Source organism: Salinibacterium sp. SWN139 (genome assembly GCF_015864625.1).
In the GTDB taxonomy this organism is placed as follows: Bacteria; Actinomycetota; Actinomycetes; order Actinomycetales; family Microbacteriaceae; genus Rhodoglobus.
The window spans coordinates 100,010-116,345 of sequence record NZ_JADYWV010000003.1; the positions used below are offsets into that span (position 1 = coordinate 100,010).

12 protein-coding genes are annotated in these 16,336 nt (G+C 62.4%); 6 read left to right on the plus strand and 6 right to left on the minus strand.

What is annotated here, in order from left to right; all coding sequences use genetic code 11:
• The first annotated feature begins 58 nt into the window (after positions 1–58).
• Positions 59–1,402: a zinc-dependent metalloprotease gene (locus I6E74_RS10465; RefSeq protein ID WP_197125484.1), complete on the plus strand. Its 1,344-nt coding sequence runs from the start codon at positions 59–61 to the stop codon at positions 1,400–1,402.
• Positions 1,403–1,529: 127 nt separating this feature from the next.
• A complete protein-coding gene (locus tag I6E74_RS10470; RefSeq protein ID WP_197125486.1) occupies positions 1,530–2,420 on the plus strand; it encodes a hypothetical protein in 891 nt (296 codons plus the stop codon).
• Here the strand turns inward: I6E74_RS10470 and I6E74_RS14750 are convergent.
• Positions 2,338–4,032 carry an ATP-dependent helicase gene (locus I6E74_RS14750; RefSeq protein ID WP_197125488.1) on the minus strand — a complete coding sequence of 565 codons (1,695 nt, stop codon included), beginning with the start codon at positions 4,030–4,032 and terminating at the stop codon, positions 2,338–2,340. The genes I6E74_RS10470 and I6E74_RS14750 overlap by 83 nt on opposite strands.
• Positions 4,029–4,955, minus strand: a complete 927-nt coding sequence (nudC, locus tag I6E74_RS10480; protein ID WP_197125490.1) for an NAD(+) diphosphatase — start codon at positions 4,953–4,955, stop codon at positions 4,029–4,031. Before nudC ends, I6E74_RS14750 begins: the two co-directional genes overlap by 4 nt.
• 67 nt (positions 4,956–5,022) lie before the next feature.
• On the opposite strand from nudC, the gene I6E74_RS10485 reads away from it, so the two are divergent.
• Entirely contained in the window at positions 5,023–6,024 is a 1,002-nt protein-coding gene (locus I6E74_RS10485; protein WP_197125492.1) for a phosphotransferase, read from the plus strand.
• A gap of 26 nt (positions 6,025–6,050) precedes the next feature.
• Here I6E74_RS10485 and I6E74_RS10490 read toward each other — a convergent pair whose 3' ends face one another.
• The gene (locus tag I6E74_RS10490) at positions 6,051–7,502 is read right to left on the minus strand and encodes an MFS transporter (protein ID WP_197125494.1); all 1,452 of its coding nucleotides are present in this window, start codon (positions 7,500–7,502) and stop codon (positions 6,051–6,053) included.
• 87 nt (positions 7,503–7,589) lie between these two features.
• On the opposite strand from I6E74_RS10490, the gene I6E74_RS10495 reads away from it, so the two are divergent.
• Positions 7,590–8,444: a LysR family transcriptional regulator gene (locus tag I6E74_RS10495; RefSeq protein ID WP_197125496.1), complete on the plus strand. Its 855-nt coding sequence runs from the start codon at positions 7,590–7,592 to the stop codon at positions 8,442–8,444.
• 44 nt (positions 8,445–8,488) lie between these two features.
• On the opposite strand, the gene I6E74_RS10500 is transcribed toward I6E74_RS10495, so the two are convergent.
• Both I6E74_RS10500 and I6E74_RS10505 read right to left on the minus strand, forming a co-directional pair.
• Complete coding sequence (locus I6E74_RS10500) at positions 8,489–11,755, minus strand: ATP-dependent DNA helicase (protein WP_197125498.1); 3,267 nt, start codon at positions 11,753–11,755, stop codon at positions 8,489–8,491.
• Positions 11,752–14,853, minus strand: a complete 3,102-nt coding sequence (locus I6E74_RS10505) for an ATP-dependent DNA helicase (protein WP_197125500.1) — start codon at positions 14,851–14,853, stop codon at positions 11,752–11,754. Before I6E74_RS10505 ends, I6E74_RS10500 begins: the two co-directional genes overlap by 4 nt.
• Before the next feature lie 74 nt (positions 14,854–14,927).
• On the opposite strand from I6E74_RS10505, the gene I6E74_RS10510 reads away from it, so the two are divergent.
• Positions 14,928–15,152 carry a DUF3107 domain-containing protein gene (locus I6E74_RS10510; RefSeq protein ID WP_129073342.1) on the plus strand — a complete coding sequence of 75 codons (225 nt, stop codon included), beginning with the start codon at positions 14,928–14,930 and terminating at the stop codon, positions 15,150–15,152.
• Between the two features lie 2 nt (positions 15,153–15,154).
• Positions 15,155–15,445 (plus strand): hypothetical protein, encoded by a 291-nt coding sequence (locus I6E74_RS10515; protein ID WP_197125501.1) that lies wholly within the window; start codon positions 15,155–15,157, stop codon positions 15,443–15,445.
• A 14-nt stretch (positions 15,446–15,459) separates the two neighbouring features.
• Here I6E74_RS10515 and I6E74_RS10520 read toward each other — a convergent pair whose 3' ends face one another.
• A complete protein-coding gene (locus tag I6E74_RS10520) occupies positions 15,460–16,176 on the minus strand; it encodes a ferritin-like fold-containing protein (protein WP_197125502.1) in 717 nt (238 codons plus the stop codon).
• Positions 16,177–16,336: the final 160 nt, after the last annotated feature.

The window sequence follows — 16,336 nt, forward strand, 5'->3', positions numbered from 1 at the left end:
GTCACTAGCCTAGGTCAAAACTCAGCCGCGCACGGCATCGAGCGGCTAGCGTTAAAGCATGGCTGACGATGCTGAGAACAATTCCGAAGACGAGTTCCGCGACATGATGCGCGACTTTCTCTCGGGCGAGGGCGAAATCGATCCGGCGAAATTGGCTGGGGCGGCAGGGTTGCCCAACGATCCGGCGATGATTCAGCAACTGCTGAGCCAGCTCCAAAACGCGCTTGGCAAGAGCGGCGATGGCATCAACTGGGACATTGCTCTTGAGCAGGCTAAGAACCTCGCGTCGCAAAGCACCGTGGTGTCTTTACCCGCCGAACGTACCAAACTCGAGCAGGCTCTCCATGTGGCTGCGCTCTGGCTCGATGAGGTCACCGATATCTCCGAACTCACCGTGGAACCCAAGCTGCTCAGCCGCAGCGAATGGGTCACCATCACGATGCCCATCTGGACTCAGCTTGCTGAACCAGTGGCCAACTCGATCGCCAATTCCCTTACGGACGTTCTCAAGCAGAACGCGCCGGAGGAAATGGACGAGATGCTCAGCGGCGCAAGCAAAGTCATGCGCAACATCGGCGGCACCCTCTTCGCCATGCAGCTCGGCCAAGTTGTCGGTCAGTTGGCGAGCGAAGTGGTGTCGGGTGGCGACATTGGCATCCCTCTCTTCGATGAACAACAAGCTGTACTCGTTCCACAGAGCGTCTTCGCGTTCGGCAACGGTCTCGACCTGCCCGACAGCGAGATTCACCTCTACTTGGCGGTGCGCGAGCTCGCACACGCCCGACTCTTCCGCCACGCAAAGTGGCTGCGTCTGCAGTTCATGACGTCTGTTACCGCCTATGCCCACGACATCCACATTGATTCGGATGCCATTGCTGAGTTGGCGAGCGACTTTGACCCCAGCAATCCTGAAGAGCTTCGCGACGCGATGACGAACGGTTCGCTCATTCCGCCGAAGAGCGAAGAGCAGCGTGAGGCGCTTGAGCGCCTCGAGACCGTTTTGGCGCTTGTTGAAGGTTGGGTGGATGTGGTCACGGCCGCGGCCACCTCACGACTTCCTGCGCGCGGCGCCATCGCGGAGACGGTGCGACGCCGTCGCGCGTCCGGTGGCCCTGCTGAGTCGGCTTTTGCCACTCTCGTGGGTCTTGAGTTGCGCCCGCGTCGCCTGCGTGAAGCAGCAGCGATGTGGCAGCACGTCACCGACGAGCTCGGTGCCGACCAACGCGACGCGCTGTGGTCGCACCCCGACCTCATGCCGACGGCCGCCGATATCGACGACCCGGCCGCTCTGGTCGCACGATTGCGCGACGGTGGCAGCACTCTCGACGACGTTGATCAGGCCATTAATGACCTCTTGAACGACGAGTCAGGAGACCGCCCTCACGAGGGCGAGGAGTCCTAGCCCGCACTGAGGAAAGTGCTGGGCACGATGAGAGTCGCGCGCGCAACAGGTTTTTGTCGCCGATAGTTCATCTTCAGGCTGTGGAATCTTCACACTGACCAATCGGACAGTTGTGCACAATGGGCACATGATGCTGCGTGTAGACCCCCGACTACCGCTCGTGTGGCGATCCCCTACGAGTGCTCAGTTCGGCATTGACCCACCCGTCGTTGTATTGCCGCGCGTCACCGAGAACCAGGAGAAGATCCTCTCTGCTCTCGTGGCCGGCATTAGTCGTAGTGGCCTCGGAATGCTGGCGAAGTCTCATCCTGCTGAGTGCAACGACCTGCTCGATGCCCTGTCTCGAGTCTTAGTCGCGACTCCCCCACAGCCGCCAAATGCTCGGGTCGCGGTTCTCGGCTCTGGTGTGCTTGTGGAGTCCATCGCACGCATTCTCGCCGCCAGCGGAGTGAGCGTTGATGTCGCCGAAACTCCCGATGAACTTGCCCATCCCGACCCGGATCTCGCAATCGTTGTCGGCCATTTCGTCATTCCACCCTCGGTACACTCGCACTGGCTTCGCCGTGACGTGCCCCATATGCCCGTCGTCATCACCGATTCTGCTGCCGAAGTTGGCCCGGTCGTTACTCCCGGAATCACCGGATGCCTACTGTGCATTGATCTTCACCGCCGCGATGCTGACCCATCCTGGCCTGCCATCGCGACTCAGCTCATGGGGCGCACCTCGCTCGCACAAACCCCCACGCTCATCGCTGAAGCCGCCGGCGAGGCCAGCCGTATGGCCCTGCATCGTCTGGGTCGCAGCGGGTACACCGTCTTCGATCAGACACCGGCCGACGCTACTGCGTCGGTGCGCATCGACCACGCCACCGGGCGCCGCGATGAAAGCTTGCGATTTCGGCATCCTGAATGCGGCTGCCAACAAGTGACGCAGATTACAAGCTCTGCGTCCGGTCCCGAACGTCGTCAAGGAAACGGCTGGGGGCACGACGCGCACCCCGGCCTGTTTGTGCGCTAGCCGACCACGACATCCCCAGTGACCGGCGGGCACGCGTAATACCCACATACAGCAGACGACGTTCTTCGTCGATCGCTTCGGGCGTGCGGGCGTAGCTGATGGGCAGGAGGCCTTCGTTGAGGCCGATGAGGTGCACACACTCCCATTCCAGGCCCTTGGCCGAGTGCAAGGTCGCGAGGTTCACAGCGGAACGCAACGGTTCGTTGTTGCTGCTTTGGCGGTCGACAAGGTCGGCCACGAATTCGCGCAGGGTCATCTCCGCAGCGGCATCCTCGGCGAGACGCATGATCACGTTGAGCGACTCCCACCGTTCGCGAACGGCGCCGGCAGTCTCGGGTGGTTCTTGCGACCAACCAATGGAGCGAAGGATGTCGCTGACCGACTTGAACAACGGTTCGGTCGCCGTGGTGATGGAGGCACCGCGCAACAGCATGATGGCTTCTTTGACTTCGCGCTGGTCGAAGAAACGCGTCGCGCCGCGGACCAGGAAGGGCACTCCTGCAGCCGTGAGCGCGGCCTCGATGGGTTGGGACTGCGCATTGATGCGGTACAGCACCGCGATTTCCTCAGGACTGACTCCCCCGGCGATTTGGGCGGCAATTGTTGCCGCGATCGCCGTGGCCTCGGCGTTGTCGTCGTCGTAGCCGGTGACCTGCGGGGTCGGAGAGTGATCGGTTGTTGCCGCCTGCAGAGTCAGCGCGCCCTTCTGGTTCGTCATCAACTTATTTGCGGCGTGCACGATCTCCGGAGTGGATCGGTAATTGCGTTCCAAACGAAGCACCGCAGCGTTGTCGTGCTGCGAGGCGAAGCGAAGTAAAAACTCAGGGCTTGCTCCCGCGAACGAGTAAATGGTCTGGCTGACGTCGCCGACCACACAGAGGTCGTCACGATCCCCCACCCATAGCCGCAGCAGTTCGTGCTGCAGCGGTGAAACGTCCTGATACTCATCGACAACAAAGAAACGGTATTGCTCGCGAACCTGCTGCGCGATGCGGGGCTCGGCCTCGATCATGCCGGCGGCCGCCAGGAGCACATCTTCAAAGTCGATCTGGCGCCGGGCATCCTTTATCGACTCGTAGGCGGACTGAAGTTCGACCATCTTGTCGATAGTGAGTGCCGCTGGCACGGTGCGGCCAGCGTTTCCGTATTGCTCGACCGACATCCGCGACGTCTTTCGCCACTCGATTTCGGCAGCGACATCCCGCAACGTTGCGGTATCGAGCTTGAGTTTGATCGAGTCTGCGGCGTGCGCAATCATGCGCGCTTTGCCCTCCAACAAGCGCGGCATGGTGCCGCCGATTGTCTGAGGCCAAAAGGCGTTCAGCTGCGAGAGAGCCGAGGCATGGAACGTTCGTGCGGCAACACCTTCTGCGCCAAGGCTACGAAGCCGTCCGCGCAATTCACCGGCGGCGCGGTTCGTGAAGGTCAGAGCCATGACTCGGCCGGGAGGGTACACACCGGTCGCAACCCCATAGGCGATGCGATGGGTGATGGCGCGAGTCTTTCCTGTGCCGGCACCCGCGAGAAGGCACACCGGTCCGAGGAGAGTTTCAGCGGCCTGACGCTGGCCCTCGTCTAGCGCGTCGAGTAATTCGTTTGCGTCAAGCGTCACGGTTGTTCGTCAATCGGTTGGCCGTACCAGTGCTCGATGATGGCGCGAGCGATCGACGAATGGCCGGGCAGGCGGATTTCATTGAGAGAGTTTGCGAGTTCCTCGCGGCTAAACCAGCGCAGATCGAGGATCTCGGTGCCATCCGGGGTGCCGGGGCCTGTGAAGCCAGGAGCAACGGATGCCATAAAGCCGAGCATGAGCGACGCCGGAAATGGCCAGGGTTGGCTGCCCAAATAGACGGGATCGACTACGGGAACACCCGACTCTTCGAAAATTTCGCGCTGCACGGCAGACTCCAGCGACTCCCCCGGTTCCACGAACCCGGCGAGCAAGGAATAGCGATTCGACTCCCACAGCGCATTCGACCCCAGAAGCAGACGATCATCGTTGTCGGTGACCCCCACAATGATCGCGGGGTCGGTGCGAGGAAACACTTCAAGCTTGGACGCGACATCGCGGCGAACCCACCCGGCTTTCTCCACAACGGTCGGCTCCCCCGTGCGCGGCGAGAACAAGTGTGAGGAGTGCCAGTTCAAAATCGCGAGCGCTTCAGTGAAAAGCCCCGCATCCCGGTCGCTCAACTGCGGTGCAATGCTGCGCAAGTTGCCCCACTCGGCCTCGGCAAAGTGACCGGCATCCTCGAGTTCAACCGTCACGATGGGCGTGCCAACCGGTTCGGGACTCGTTGTCGACATCGAGCGCCCCAAATAGACGCTCGTGTGACCGCGCTCGATCGCATCCGGGTGCAAGAGCGCCAAAGAACCATCGGCAGCCAGCAGGGCCGAGCCATCAAAAATCGGCAGCACACGAGTTGCCGATTCGCGCCACAAGCGGTCGAGAAGACGCGGATCTTCCCGAGCTAAGTGGTCACGATCGATCTCATATCGCGACAATGGCAGTCGCGAAAGAAAAGCCTGTGACATGTATCGACCCCGTCCCAAGTGCGTGGCGTGCGGCAAATGCACGTCAGAGCAACCTACCCTGAGTGTTATGGCCAGATCACATCTCACTCTAGCCGCGCTGGCGACCTCTGCTGTCGAGGGACTCGAAGTTGCCGCAGCCGCCCCGTTCGGCACCGGCAACGGAAACGACTTCGATTCGGCGCTCATCACTGACCGCGCCGGCAAACACTGGATTATTCGGGTGCCACGAAACGCTGCGGCCGAGAACGTACAGTCCGCCGACCTCGTCGCCCTGCGCGCCTTGAGTGCCGGTGTGCGCACCCGTCTCCCCTTCAATGTCACGAGCTACGCGGGGCAAGTTCCTGTCGGCCAAACTCGCGGCATCGTCTACGAATTTGTGTATGGCAGCAAAGTTCCGATGCGCTCCTACACGACCGGTGCTGGGTCGCTCGCGGCATCCATTGGTTCCGCCATCGCCGCGATTCACGCCCTTCCCACCAGCTTCGTTGCGGATGCCGGACTCCCTGTGCAGACCGCCGGCGAGTGCCTACGCTCCTGCATTTCGATCATCGACCGTGCCGCCGCCACCAAGCTGGTGCCTGCTGCGCTGCTCGAACGCTGGCGCAAGGCAGCCGAAGACTCCAAGCTGTGGCAGTTCCAGCCCAGCGTCGTCAACGGTTCCCTCGTCTCCGATTCGTTCTTGAGCGTCGACAACGCTGTGACCGGCGTACTCGGGTGGCAAGACATCAAGGTCGGCGACCCGGCCACCGATCTGCAGTGGCTGCTTGGTCCGCGCAATGACGCGATCATCGACACAGCCTTCGGCGCCTACGCGGATGCTCGGGGAGCCGGTGACCGCCAGCTCAAACAACGCGCCACCTTCTACGCCGAGCTTTCGGTCGCGAAATGGTTGCTGCACGGTACCGAAGTGCGAAGTACCGAAATTGTGGACGACGCCGGTGAGATGCTCACCACGTTGCTCGACGACATCCGTGACGACGTCATGAACCCCATCAGCGCCAACACGATGCCCACAATGGCCGTCGATGAAGTTGAAGCGATGCTGCGCAAAGATAACCGCGCAGGTTAGTTTCCTCTGCTGACCGCGCCTGCTCGCTACTTGCGTTCCCGGCGTCTCTTCGCTGACGAGCGCAGCAAGGACGAGCGCAGCTTTCGCAATCGCATTCCGCGCGGTGCCGGTTGCATTGCTGAGGCATCCACGATGGTGATGGGCTCGGTGATCGCGCGCGACTGATGCTTCGGCACGATGGCCACCCACCGACCGGCTCGGCGCGGTGCCACTTTTACCGTGAGGCGACCGGAGCGCGCGAGCACGATGGCAATACCGATCGCTACTGCGGCGGGCACGCCACCGGCGATAACGAAGGCAAGCTTGGCGCCCCAGAGTTCCGCGATGGTTCCCATGAGCGGACCGCCGACAGCCTGACCGCCGAGAATCACCATGACCCAGAAGGCCATAACGCGGCCGCGGATCACGAGATTGGATGACAGTTGCACCATTGTTTCAGCGGCTGTCATGAGCAGGAGTCGGCTGAGGCCGATACCGATCAGCACCCCCAAGAACATGCCATAAATGGGCACGACGCCGGCGAGCATCATCATGGCACCGTAGAGCACCGCGCCAAAGATGATCGTGCGCAAGCGGAGACTCGCGCGACGAGCAGAGGCAAGGGCTCCAAGCAAGGCACCGATCGCGGCCAATGAGTTGTACAGGCCGTAGCCGCTGGCGCCGGTGTCGTAGACGGTGTTGGCCATGGCAGCGAGGAGCGTGGGCATCGGCATCCCGAACACGGCAACAACGAAGACCATCACCATCGTCCAGAACAGCGTAGGTTTAGCCCGAATGTAGCGAATCGCTTCGCGAATCTGGCCCTTCGATTCGGGTGCGCGAGGGGCGATCAGTAGTTCGTTCTTGCGCATGGACGCCAAGATGATCACGCCGATTACAACCGCAACAGCGTTGATACCGATTGCCCAGCCCGAGCCGGCGGCGACGATCAGCGCGCCGCTCAGGGCAGGCCCGAGAAACGCGCCCGAGTGGAAAATCGACGCGTTGAGGCTGATGGCATTGCGCAAATGGCGCGGTCCGACGAGTTCGTTGACGAACACCGCACGAGCGGGGTTGTCGAAGACTTGAATGATGCCCATCAGCAGCACGAGCAGATACACGAGCCAGAGCTGGGCCACTCCCATGATCGTGACGATGGCCAACGCAAGACTGAGCGTGCCGATGATGGACTGCGCGACCATCAGCGTGGCCCGCTTGTCGAAGCGGTCGGCGATAACCCCCGCATAGGCGCCGAGGATGATGGTCGGCGTGAACTGGATGGCGATCGTCAGGCCAACGAGCGCGACGTTGCCGGTGAGTTCCAGAACGAGCCAGTCGACGGCGATGCGCTGCACCCACGCCGCTGTGTACGCAATGAACTGCGCGATGACATAGAGACGGTAGTTGTGCAGCCGAAGAGAACTGAAGGTATCGCGCCAGAGCGGCCGCTGCATGACCGCCGAGATAGGCACTGTCGCCGGCGACGTCTCAGATGGCATACTCACACGCTCAAGCGTATTGTCTCGTCACTCATTTCACGGCATAATCAACGCTATAAATTCGATTACGTTTCGTAATGAGGCATTGTGTTTGATCCTGTCGTCCTGAAATCTTTCGTCGCTGTCGCAGACACCCGCAGTTTCACGGAGGCCGCCCGCACCCTTGAGCTCAGCCAGCCGACGATTAGCCAACACATCCGCAAGCTCGAAGCTGCGGCAGGCCGCATACTCGTGCTGCGCGACACTCGCACCGTCTCGCTCACCGACAACGGCGAAGCGATGCTCGGGTTTGCGCGAGCAATTCTTGCGGCAGAAGACCAAGCAGTGAAGTACTTCACCGGCTCTGCGATGCGCGGGCGGCTTCGGTTCGGATCAGCAGATGACCTTGCCCTTACCCAGTTGCCGCGCATCCTGCGTGACTTTCGGCAGCTCTACCCGCACATCAATCTCGAACTCACCGTGAGCCAGAGCGGCAATCTCGTGCGCCGCCTTCAGGCGGGCCAACTCGATCTGGTTTTCGTCAAACAAGACGCCGGTGCCGAAGGTGGGCGCTTGGTGCGCCGAGACCGGATGGTGTGGCTGGGCCATAAAAGCATGACCGTTGAATCGGGGGCGCCGGTTCCGCTCATCGCCTACCAAGCTCCGAGTCTGGGCCGCGCGTACGCGATGCGTGCGCTTGAGGCTGTCGGACGAACCTGGCGCATCACGTGCAACGTGAAGGAAGTGAATGGCGCTCTTGCCGCGGTGCGCGCAGGGATCGGTATCGCGGTGTTTCCGCAGTCGCTCATCCCGCCCGATTTGGCCCAGGTTCCCGCATCATTCGACTTGCCCGAGCTAGGCGATGTCGACTTCGTGTTGCTCGACAATCCGATGGCGGCGCGCGAACCAATCGAGGCGCTCAGCACAGCCATTCTTAGCCGGCCGGTGCAGCGGCGGGCTTAGCCACTGGCGCACTTAGACACTGACTGGCTCAGCTGGCGGCGGGCTTAGCCGCCGAAACTGGGTGCGGCACCAACGGACTTGGCCCAGACGTCGCGCAATTCGGCTTCGCTCGAGATGTGTTTCGGACGAATCACGGTGTCGTCAGCGACGAAGTAGAACGCCGCATCGATGTTCTCGGGCGGCACACCCTTCCACTGCGCATAGGCGAGCCGGTACAGGGCGAGCTGCAGTTGCTTCGCTTCGAGGTCGGCCGCATCGCGTGGGGCTCGCCCCGTTTTCCAGTCGACAATCTCGAAGCGATCGCCATCGGTATATACGGCGTCGATCTTGCAGATAACGACGCGGTCGCCGAAGGGGACGTGGATCTCGATCTCCACGTCGACGGGCTTGCGCGTGGCCCACGCCGAACGCTCGAAGGTCGCTTGCAGCTCGGCGAGCTTTTCGACATCCGCCGCATTCTCACCATCGAAGCCATCAAAGTCGGTGCCGTCGATCTCGAGGGCGAAAGCGTCAAGTGTTTCGGTGGATGACGTAGAGCCGAAACGTGATTCGACCCATTCGTGAAACTGGGTGCCGAGGCGCGTCGCTCGGTAGGGCTTCTCGGGCATCGGTCGACGGAGCGAGAGCGCGACGGCTTCGGGGTCGGCGATGTAGTCCTTGAAACGGGAGGCGGGGATGCGCTGCGGCAGTGGAGTGCGGCGGGCTTCGCTCGCGGCACGACTGCGCTCGGCGAGCAGCAGGTCGATTTCGTGTGACCAGAGACCATCAGCCCCCGGATCAGCGGTGGCAACGAGGTGGGCCGCTGTTTCAACGCTCGTGCGGCGGTTGCCGAGGGGGTCGAACGGCCAGAGCGGGTCGACGACATCGTTGAGAGTGGGGTTCTCGTCGTTGACCGGGTCAGCGGGAAGTTCTTCGATGAGCCCGCGCTCTTCAAGTTCTTGCAAGAAAATACTGGGCGCTTGGGGCTTGCTGCGGCTCGACCAGAATGAGCCGGTCAGCAATAGATTGTCGCGAGCACGAGTAATCGCCACATAGCCAAGGCGTCGTTCTTCGGCCTGGTGCCGCTCAGCGAGGGCTGTCTTGAATTCTTTGAGGGAACCATCGAACTCGGATTGATAGTGCGCGTTCTCCCATTCGAGTTCGGGGAGCTCTCCAGCATCACCGCGGAACGCGAAGGGCAGCTTGCCAAAGCTAACCCACCCTTTGCCCTCGCGTGAGGTCGCCGGCACTTCGCCGTCTACGAGGCGGGGCACCGCTACCAGATCCCATTCCAAGCCCTTGGACGCGTGAATCGTGAGCAATTGCACTGTGCCGGCTTCGGCATCGTCGCTGCGCGGGCCCATCATGTCTTGCTGCGTGGCTCGGCGCAGCCACGACAAGAAACTACCGAGGTTCGCTTGGTCATCGCTGGCCAAGAAGCCCGCAAGCTCATCGTGGAAGGCATACAGGTTCGCCATCCCGTGGGCTTGCGGACGGCTCGCCACCACTTCAATGTCGAGGAGCAGTTCTTGCTCAAGCAAGCGCACGAGGTCGCCAAGCTCAAGCCCGACTCGGGAACGGAAGAACGCCAACTGCTTGGCGGCATCCTTGAGCCGAGACAGGCCTTCTTCGCTGAAACCCTTGAGCTGCGAATGACTTGCGGGAGCCTCGCCCACGAAGTCGAGAGCATCCACAATGGATGCCGAATCGTCGACGGCGACGGAGTCTCGCATCCGCTGGCGCACTTCGGCGCTCAGCTCCTGCTGCGTGACTGAGCGGCTCAGCAACCAGCGCGAGAGTGATGCGAGCTCTTGAAGATCGCGCGGGCCGATGGACCAGCGCGCGCCCGACAGCAGCCGAATGAGTTCAGAGCCGGCGGTGGGGTCGTGGATCACGGTGAGCGCGCTCACGAGGTCAACGATTTCGGGGGTCGAGAGCAGTCCGCCGATGCCGAGCACGTGGTACGGAACGTCTTCTGCGCCGAGGGCGGTGGCGAAACGCTCCATGTCGCTGCGACGGCGGAACAGGATGGCGGCGGTCGGCGGGGTGGGAGCCTCAGCGTCAGGATCGGGGTTGTAACGGTTCCACGCCTGCGGCGCCAGGGCACGGGCAAACCACTTCGCGACGCCGTGAGCTTCTTCATCAATGTGTTCGAAATAAAACGTATCGACCGATCCAGCGGGGGCGGCGGGCCGAGCACCGAGCGATTCGACGCGCACGGGTGAGCGTGCGCTGAGCGGTTCGACGATCACGTTGGCGGCGTCGAGCACGGTCGTGGCATTGCGCCAACTCGTAGACAGCGCGAAATATTGCGCATCAGCGTTGTCGGTGAAGTCGCGGCTGAAGCGCGCGAGGTTAGCTGCGCTGGCTCCACGCCAGCCATAAATTGACTGGTGTGGGTCGCCGACCGCCATGACCGAATGGTTACCAAAGAGGCGTGCAAGCAGCCGGGTTTGAACGACACTGGTGTCTTGGTATTCGTCGAGCAGAACGACCCGGTAGCGGTCTTGATAGTGCGCGACAACATCGCTCGAGCGCTCGGCTACTTCGAGGGCGAGGGCAACTTGGTCGCTGAACTCGAGGAGCCCCTGCGCCCGCTTCTGCTGAGCATACTGAACGGCCAGAGTGAGCAACGGCGCGAGCGAACCGACCTCTTTCACCGCATCGATAACCGAGGCGTAGGGGGTTTTCTTGCGGGCGGTCTCGGCGTAGGGAAGCTCGGAAATCTGAGTGAAGCGTTGCGCGTAGGCAGCAACATCTTCGGCGCTAGCCACGTTGTCACTGAGCGCATGGCTGAGGTCGAGAACGGCTTCTGTGAGCGCGTTGATCGACTTTTCGAGGCCGATGAGCCGTTCATCCGTGCTCGACACCACAAGCTTGCGGGCCAGTTGCCACGATGATGGATCGTTGAGGAGAGTCGATTCGGGTTCGCGACCGATGAGGAGCGCGTTCTCGGTGAAGAGTGCGCTGGCAAAGGAGTTGTAGGTCGAGATGGTGGGTTGATCGAACTCGATTGATGCCGTTTCGGGGGTCGCCACAAAGCGTTCGGGATGGGCACTTTGCACGTCGCGCAGGATCGCAATTCGTTCGCTCACGCGCTTGCTGAGCGAACCCGCGGCTTTTCGTGTGAAGGTGAGCCCGAGAATTTGGTCGGGGCTCACCAAGTTGTTGGCGACGAGCCACACGACGCGGCTGGCCATCGTATCGGTCTTGCCGCTGCCCGCGCCGGCGACGACGAGGGCGGGGCTCAGCGGCGCCTCGATCACGATACGTTGCTGTTCGGTGGGAGCGTGGATGCCCATGAGACCGGCGAGGTCGACAGAAGAGATCATCGGGCACTCACCGCCGGCACAACGTGGATGCGGCAGTTGCCGAAGCTCCACGGATCGGTGCAGTGGCTGCTGACCCTGGCTACGAATACGCTGCCGGCCATTCCGCGGGCATCCTCAATTACGCGCTGTCGGAACAGTTCGAGCTCCTCGTCGTTCATCGGTTGTTGCTTGGGGGCGTCATAGTCGCGGGTCTTGGCCGACGGCGAGAGCACCACGAGCTTCGCTCCCCCATTGACGAGGCCTTCGGGCACACCCTCAATGGCGCCAGAAGCGAAGGCAAGTTGATAGGCGGCGAGCTGCGGATGATCGGCAACAGCCTTGTCGCTGGATGGCTCGTTCTTGCCGGTCTTGAGGTCGACGATCACGGCGGTGGTGCCGCCATACATTTCGACGCGGTCAATTTTTCCGCTCAGTCTGGCCTGTTCGAGGGGAAGCACGAAGCCCATCTCGTTGCTGATGAGTTCTCCCCCGTCAGCGGCGAAGTCGCGCAAGTAGGCGGCTAAGTGTTGAGTCAGTGTGCGGGCGCGCAGCTTCTCAGCCTCCGATTGCCACGAGGCCTCGAAGGTCATCTCGCCCCAGCGTTCCTCCACCGCCTTGTAGAGCGCATCGGCGCTGAAATCAGTGGCCGTTTCAGCAACACCGTGGATGAGCGAACCAAGGTTGGAAGCCACATTGGTCGTGGAGCCACCCAGCTGGTCGATCGCCCAGTGCAGGGGGCAGGTCTCGAACGATTCCATGCGCGAGGGAGATACCCGCACTTCGGCATCCGGTTCGGTGAGGTCGACAAGCGGCGCGGTGGTGCTTGGTGCGCGGAGCCCGTACCAGGAGCGCGGATCGGCACCGGGAACGCTCTCGCCGGCGAGGCGTGCCAGCGACGCTGCGGCGGCCTCCGGCTGAGCGCCCGTGGTCAGCTCGCGGCGCAGCACGCCCACGAGACCGCGCAGGCTGAGCGGCGGGCGCGAACGCACGGGCTCATCCGGCTCAGGAATGAGCGTCAAGAATGGGGACGGCATGTTGTCATCACCGGCCACGGCAGTCACAATTACTTCGCTCGTTGCCCGCGACACGGCTTGGGCGAACATCCGCAATTCGTCGTGGAGCACTTCGCGGCGACGGTCGGCAACCGCGAGCTTCTCCCCCGCCAGCACACGGGGCAGGTCGTGGGCACCGAGCAGCGAGCCGCGCACGCGGAGGTTCGGCCACACGTTCTCTTGCATACCGGCAACCACCACGACATCGAACTCTTGGCCGATGACGGATGCGGGCGTTCCGACCGTGACCGAGTCAACAATCGAGCGCGCGGCGAGGGTGTCTTCCGCGACGTCGGCCGAGAGCCATTCGTTGAGAAAAACGTTGGCGGGGGCATCCGGTCGACGTTCCACAAAACGCTTGGCCGAGGAGAACAGGGCAACCACGGCATCGAGGTGACGGTTGGCTTCCTCGGCGACAACGCCGGCTCCGAGAGCTTGCTCGAACCAGCGCTCGGCAAGCCCGCTGCGCTGCCACGCGCCCCACAGCAGTTCTTCGATGGTGTCGCCTGCGGCCCCCGCAGCAGCGGTTTCGTGAAGGTTCTTGGCGACCGCTGCGGCCTGCCGGGCGACGCGATTATCGATCGTGACGAACCCTGCCGGGGCGGCCAGCGCTTGCGCAATGAGTTCGTCGGCCGAGTCGTAAATTTCGGCACCGAGCGCTTCGTGGCGCAGCGCAGCCTTGAGGCGCCGCAGCGAGACGGTGTCGAAACCGCCAACGGAACTACACAGCAGCTCGACGGCTGCTGCGGCATCCAACGGGCGACGTTTCAACGCCAGCTCCAGCAAGACGATCAAACCGTTGACACTGAATTCGTCGCGCACTGCACTGCGCGCACTCGACACACTCGTCACAACTTCGAGGGTGCGCAACTGCCGGGCCAGCGATGGAATCAGCGAACCGGTGCGCACAATGACGGCCATGCGCGACCACGGCACCGACTCGAGCACATGCTTCTCGCGTAAATGGCGCGCAATGAACGCAACCTCTTCGGCCGGTGTCGACAGCTGAAAACTGTGGATGCTCGACGGTGCCGTAGCGACTGCCGACGACTTGCGCTGCTCGATGAGCCCCGCAACACCGATGCGCTGGGTGAGGTTGGTCACCGTCTGACGCAGCTCAGCACTGTGCCGATGCACCGACGACAAAAACAACGATTCGCAGTTCTCCAGCCCGAGCCGCGTCGCCCACTGCGACAGCACGGCAGGCTGCGCGCCCCGGAACGACCCCGTGGTGAGGTCGGGGTCGCCAAAACCGATGATCGTAATGCCGCGACTGGCGAGTGCCCGCACGAGAGAAATGGTGGCCTCGGTGAGCTCGTGGGCGTCGTCGACCACGACCAACCGCAGCCGATCGATCGCCGCATAGTGCCCACCCGCAATCAGCCCAGCGGCCTCAGCCAGCAGCTCACTCGCATCAAAATGCCGATCGCGATAGCTGGCCTTCACTTGGTCATACACCGCAATGAAGGCGGATGCCGCCACCCATTCCGGCCGATCGGTGCGTTCGCCGAGCGCCGCTAAGTCAGCGGGAGTGACCCCAAACTCGACACAGCGCATCATGAGATCTCGCAACTCCGTGCGGAACCCTCGCAGGCGGCGAACCTCCGGATCGAGGTGGGCCGGCCACGGCGCGCCCGTGCCGTCAGCGATTTCGCCCGCCAGTAGGTCAGAAATGATTTGGTCTTGCTCAGCGCCTGTGAGCAGTGTTGGCGGGCCTTCTCCGGCAACAGCAGCGGCCTCGCGGATCACTTCGAACGCAAGAGAGTTCGCGGTTCGCGCCATCGGCCCCAGCGTGGGCGCATCAATGCGTGCTGCCAAACGATCACGCAGCGCCGTCGCACTCTGACGGGTTGCCGAGAGCACCACAATCTGCTCGGGCGACCAGCCGCGGGCGTGCACACGCTCAGCCACGAGTTCCACGAGAGTTGCGGTTTTGCCCGAGCCTGGTGCTCCAACAACAACCGCGCTCATGCCGTCGGCGAGGTCGACAACAGCGCGCTGAGAATCGTCGAGCGTATGCGGTGCGTTAGCCGCGGCATCCGCACGCTCAGAGGGCAAGGTGACCATGCGTCAACGCTATCGGGATGCGCTGACAGTGAACGTGATATTCATCGCGCCCCGTTGTGTCGTAATCTTGGGTCGTGGACATTAGCATCGGTATCAACAACAGCCCCCGTGAGATCAACTTCGAGTCGGCACAGTCGTCGAGCGAGGTCGAGACCATCATCGCCGAGGCATTGAACTCGGATGCCAAGTACGTCAGCCTGCGTGACGCCAAGGGCAAGCTTTACATCGTTCCTACCGCGTCAGTCTCCTACGTCGAACTCGGCGAAGAAGAGTCGCGCCGCATCGGATTCGTGGCCTAACAGTGGAACTGCTGTTCGTCACCGTCATCGGAGCGTCGCTCGCAACCATCATCCGCTACCTGCTGCCGTCGCGCGGCATGTACGGTGCGGCGCTGCTGCCCGCTGTCGGTGCTGCGGTTACCGCAACGGTGTGGGTCGCCCTCGTGTGGGTCGGTTTGACCTTTGACGGCGGCTGGATCTGGGTTGCAAGCCTGCTTGCCGGCATTGCCGTGGCTCTGGTCGTCGCCATCCGCCTGCCGCGCCACCGCGAAGCCGCCGACGTGCGTTCTTTCGAAACGCTCTCACGCGGCTAACTGAACGCAGCTCGCTAGGCGGTGAGGCCGAGCGCATCCATGCGGCGCGTGTGCGCCGCGATAAGTTCGGTGAATACCGGCTCAACCTGCGCCTCGGTGGTGCGAGTGTGGTCGGGAAAGACGAGCGCCGATCGCGCCAACAGCATCATGTCGCCCATGAGACGACGGCCCCACATGGCGAGCCGTGAATCGAGGCGAGGGTTTGCGTCGATCGCTGCCTGCAAGTACTCCGCGAGAACTTTCTCGCCGGATTCTCCGCGGAAAATCGCGACCAGGCGGGAGTGGGATTCTGACGGCAGTCCGGCCGCAAGCAGCGCATAGAAGTCGTCAAAGAATCCGGCACTCAGATAGGCCGTAATGAGTGCTTCATACCAATCGGCGCCGCGAGAGATGCGCTCGAAGTTGTCGACCGACTCAGTAAAGGGGTCCATCACTTCCGCTGGTGAGCCGCCGGCCTTGGTGATTTCGTCTACCAGCTGACGGTGCTTCGACAGCGACAGCTCTGCGGCCTTACCGATCGCGGTCTTCGCCGCCGTCGTCGGGGCGTTAGCGATGACGCGCGAAAGGTTCTCAAAGATCTTGAGCTGCACATACGCTGCGCGCCCCAAGAAGGCGAGAATGTCGGGAGTGAACTCCGCGAGGGCTACTTTTTCGGTCGCTGCAACATCAGACCGTGACCGAAGGCGAGGCACTTCGATGCGACCTGGCTTGCGCGAAAACCACTTAACCACGGAGCCAGCTTAGAGCGTGTGAGAGACCTGCGCAGGTGCAACAACCCGCCTCGCCGCCTCAATTCACGGCCTCGACCCAGCAGAACCCGCTAAACTGCGGGCATCCCCCCGACTCAGGAGGGGGTCCGGCGCCCCAGGTCAAAAAGGGCGCATCGCACCT

Coding starts and splice junctions, on each gene's coding strand:
- I6E74_RS10465 (WP_197125484.1), top strand. CDS start 59: ATGGCTGACGATGCTGAGAACAATTCCGAAGACGAGTTCCGCGACATG.
- I6E74_RS10470 (WP_197125486.1), top strand. CDS start 1,530: ATGATGCTGCGTGTAGACCCCCGACTACCGCTCGTGTGGCGATCCCCT.
- nudC (WP_197125490.1), bottom strand. CDS start 4,955: ATGTCACAGGCTTTTCTTTCGCGACTGCCATTGTCGCGATATGAGATC.
- I6E74_RS10485 (WP_197125492.1), top strand. CDS start 5,023: ATGGCCAGATCACATCTCACTCTAGCCGCGCTGGCGACCTCTGCTGTC.
- I6E74_RS10490 (WP_197125494.1), bottom strand. CDS start 7,502: ATGCCATCTGAGACGTCGCCGGCGACAGTGCCTATCTCGGCGGTCATG.
- I6E74_RS10500 (WP_197125498.1), bottom strand. CDS start 11,755: ATGATCTCTTCTGTCGACCTCGCCGGTCTCATGGGCATCCACGCTCCC.
- I6E74_RS10505 (WP_197125500.1), bottom strand. CDS start 14,853: ATGGTCACCTTGCCCTCTGAGCGTGCGGATGCCGCGGCTAACGCACCG.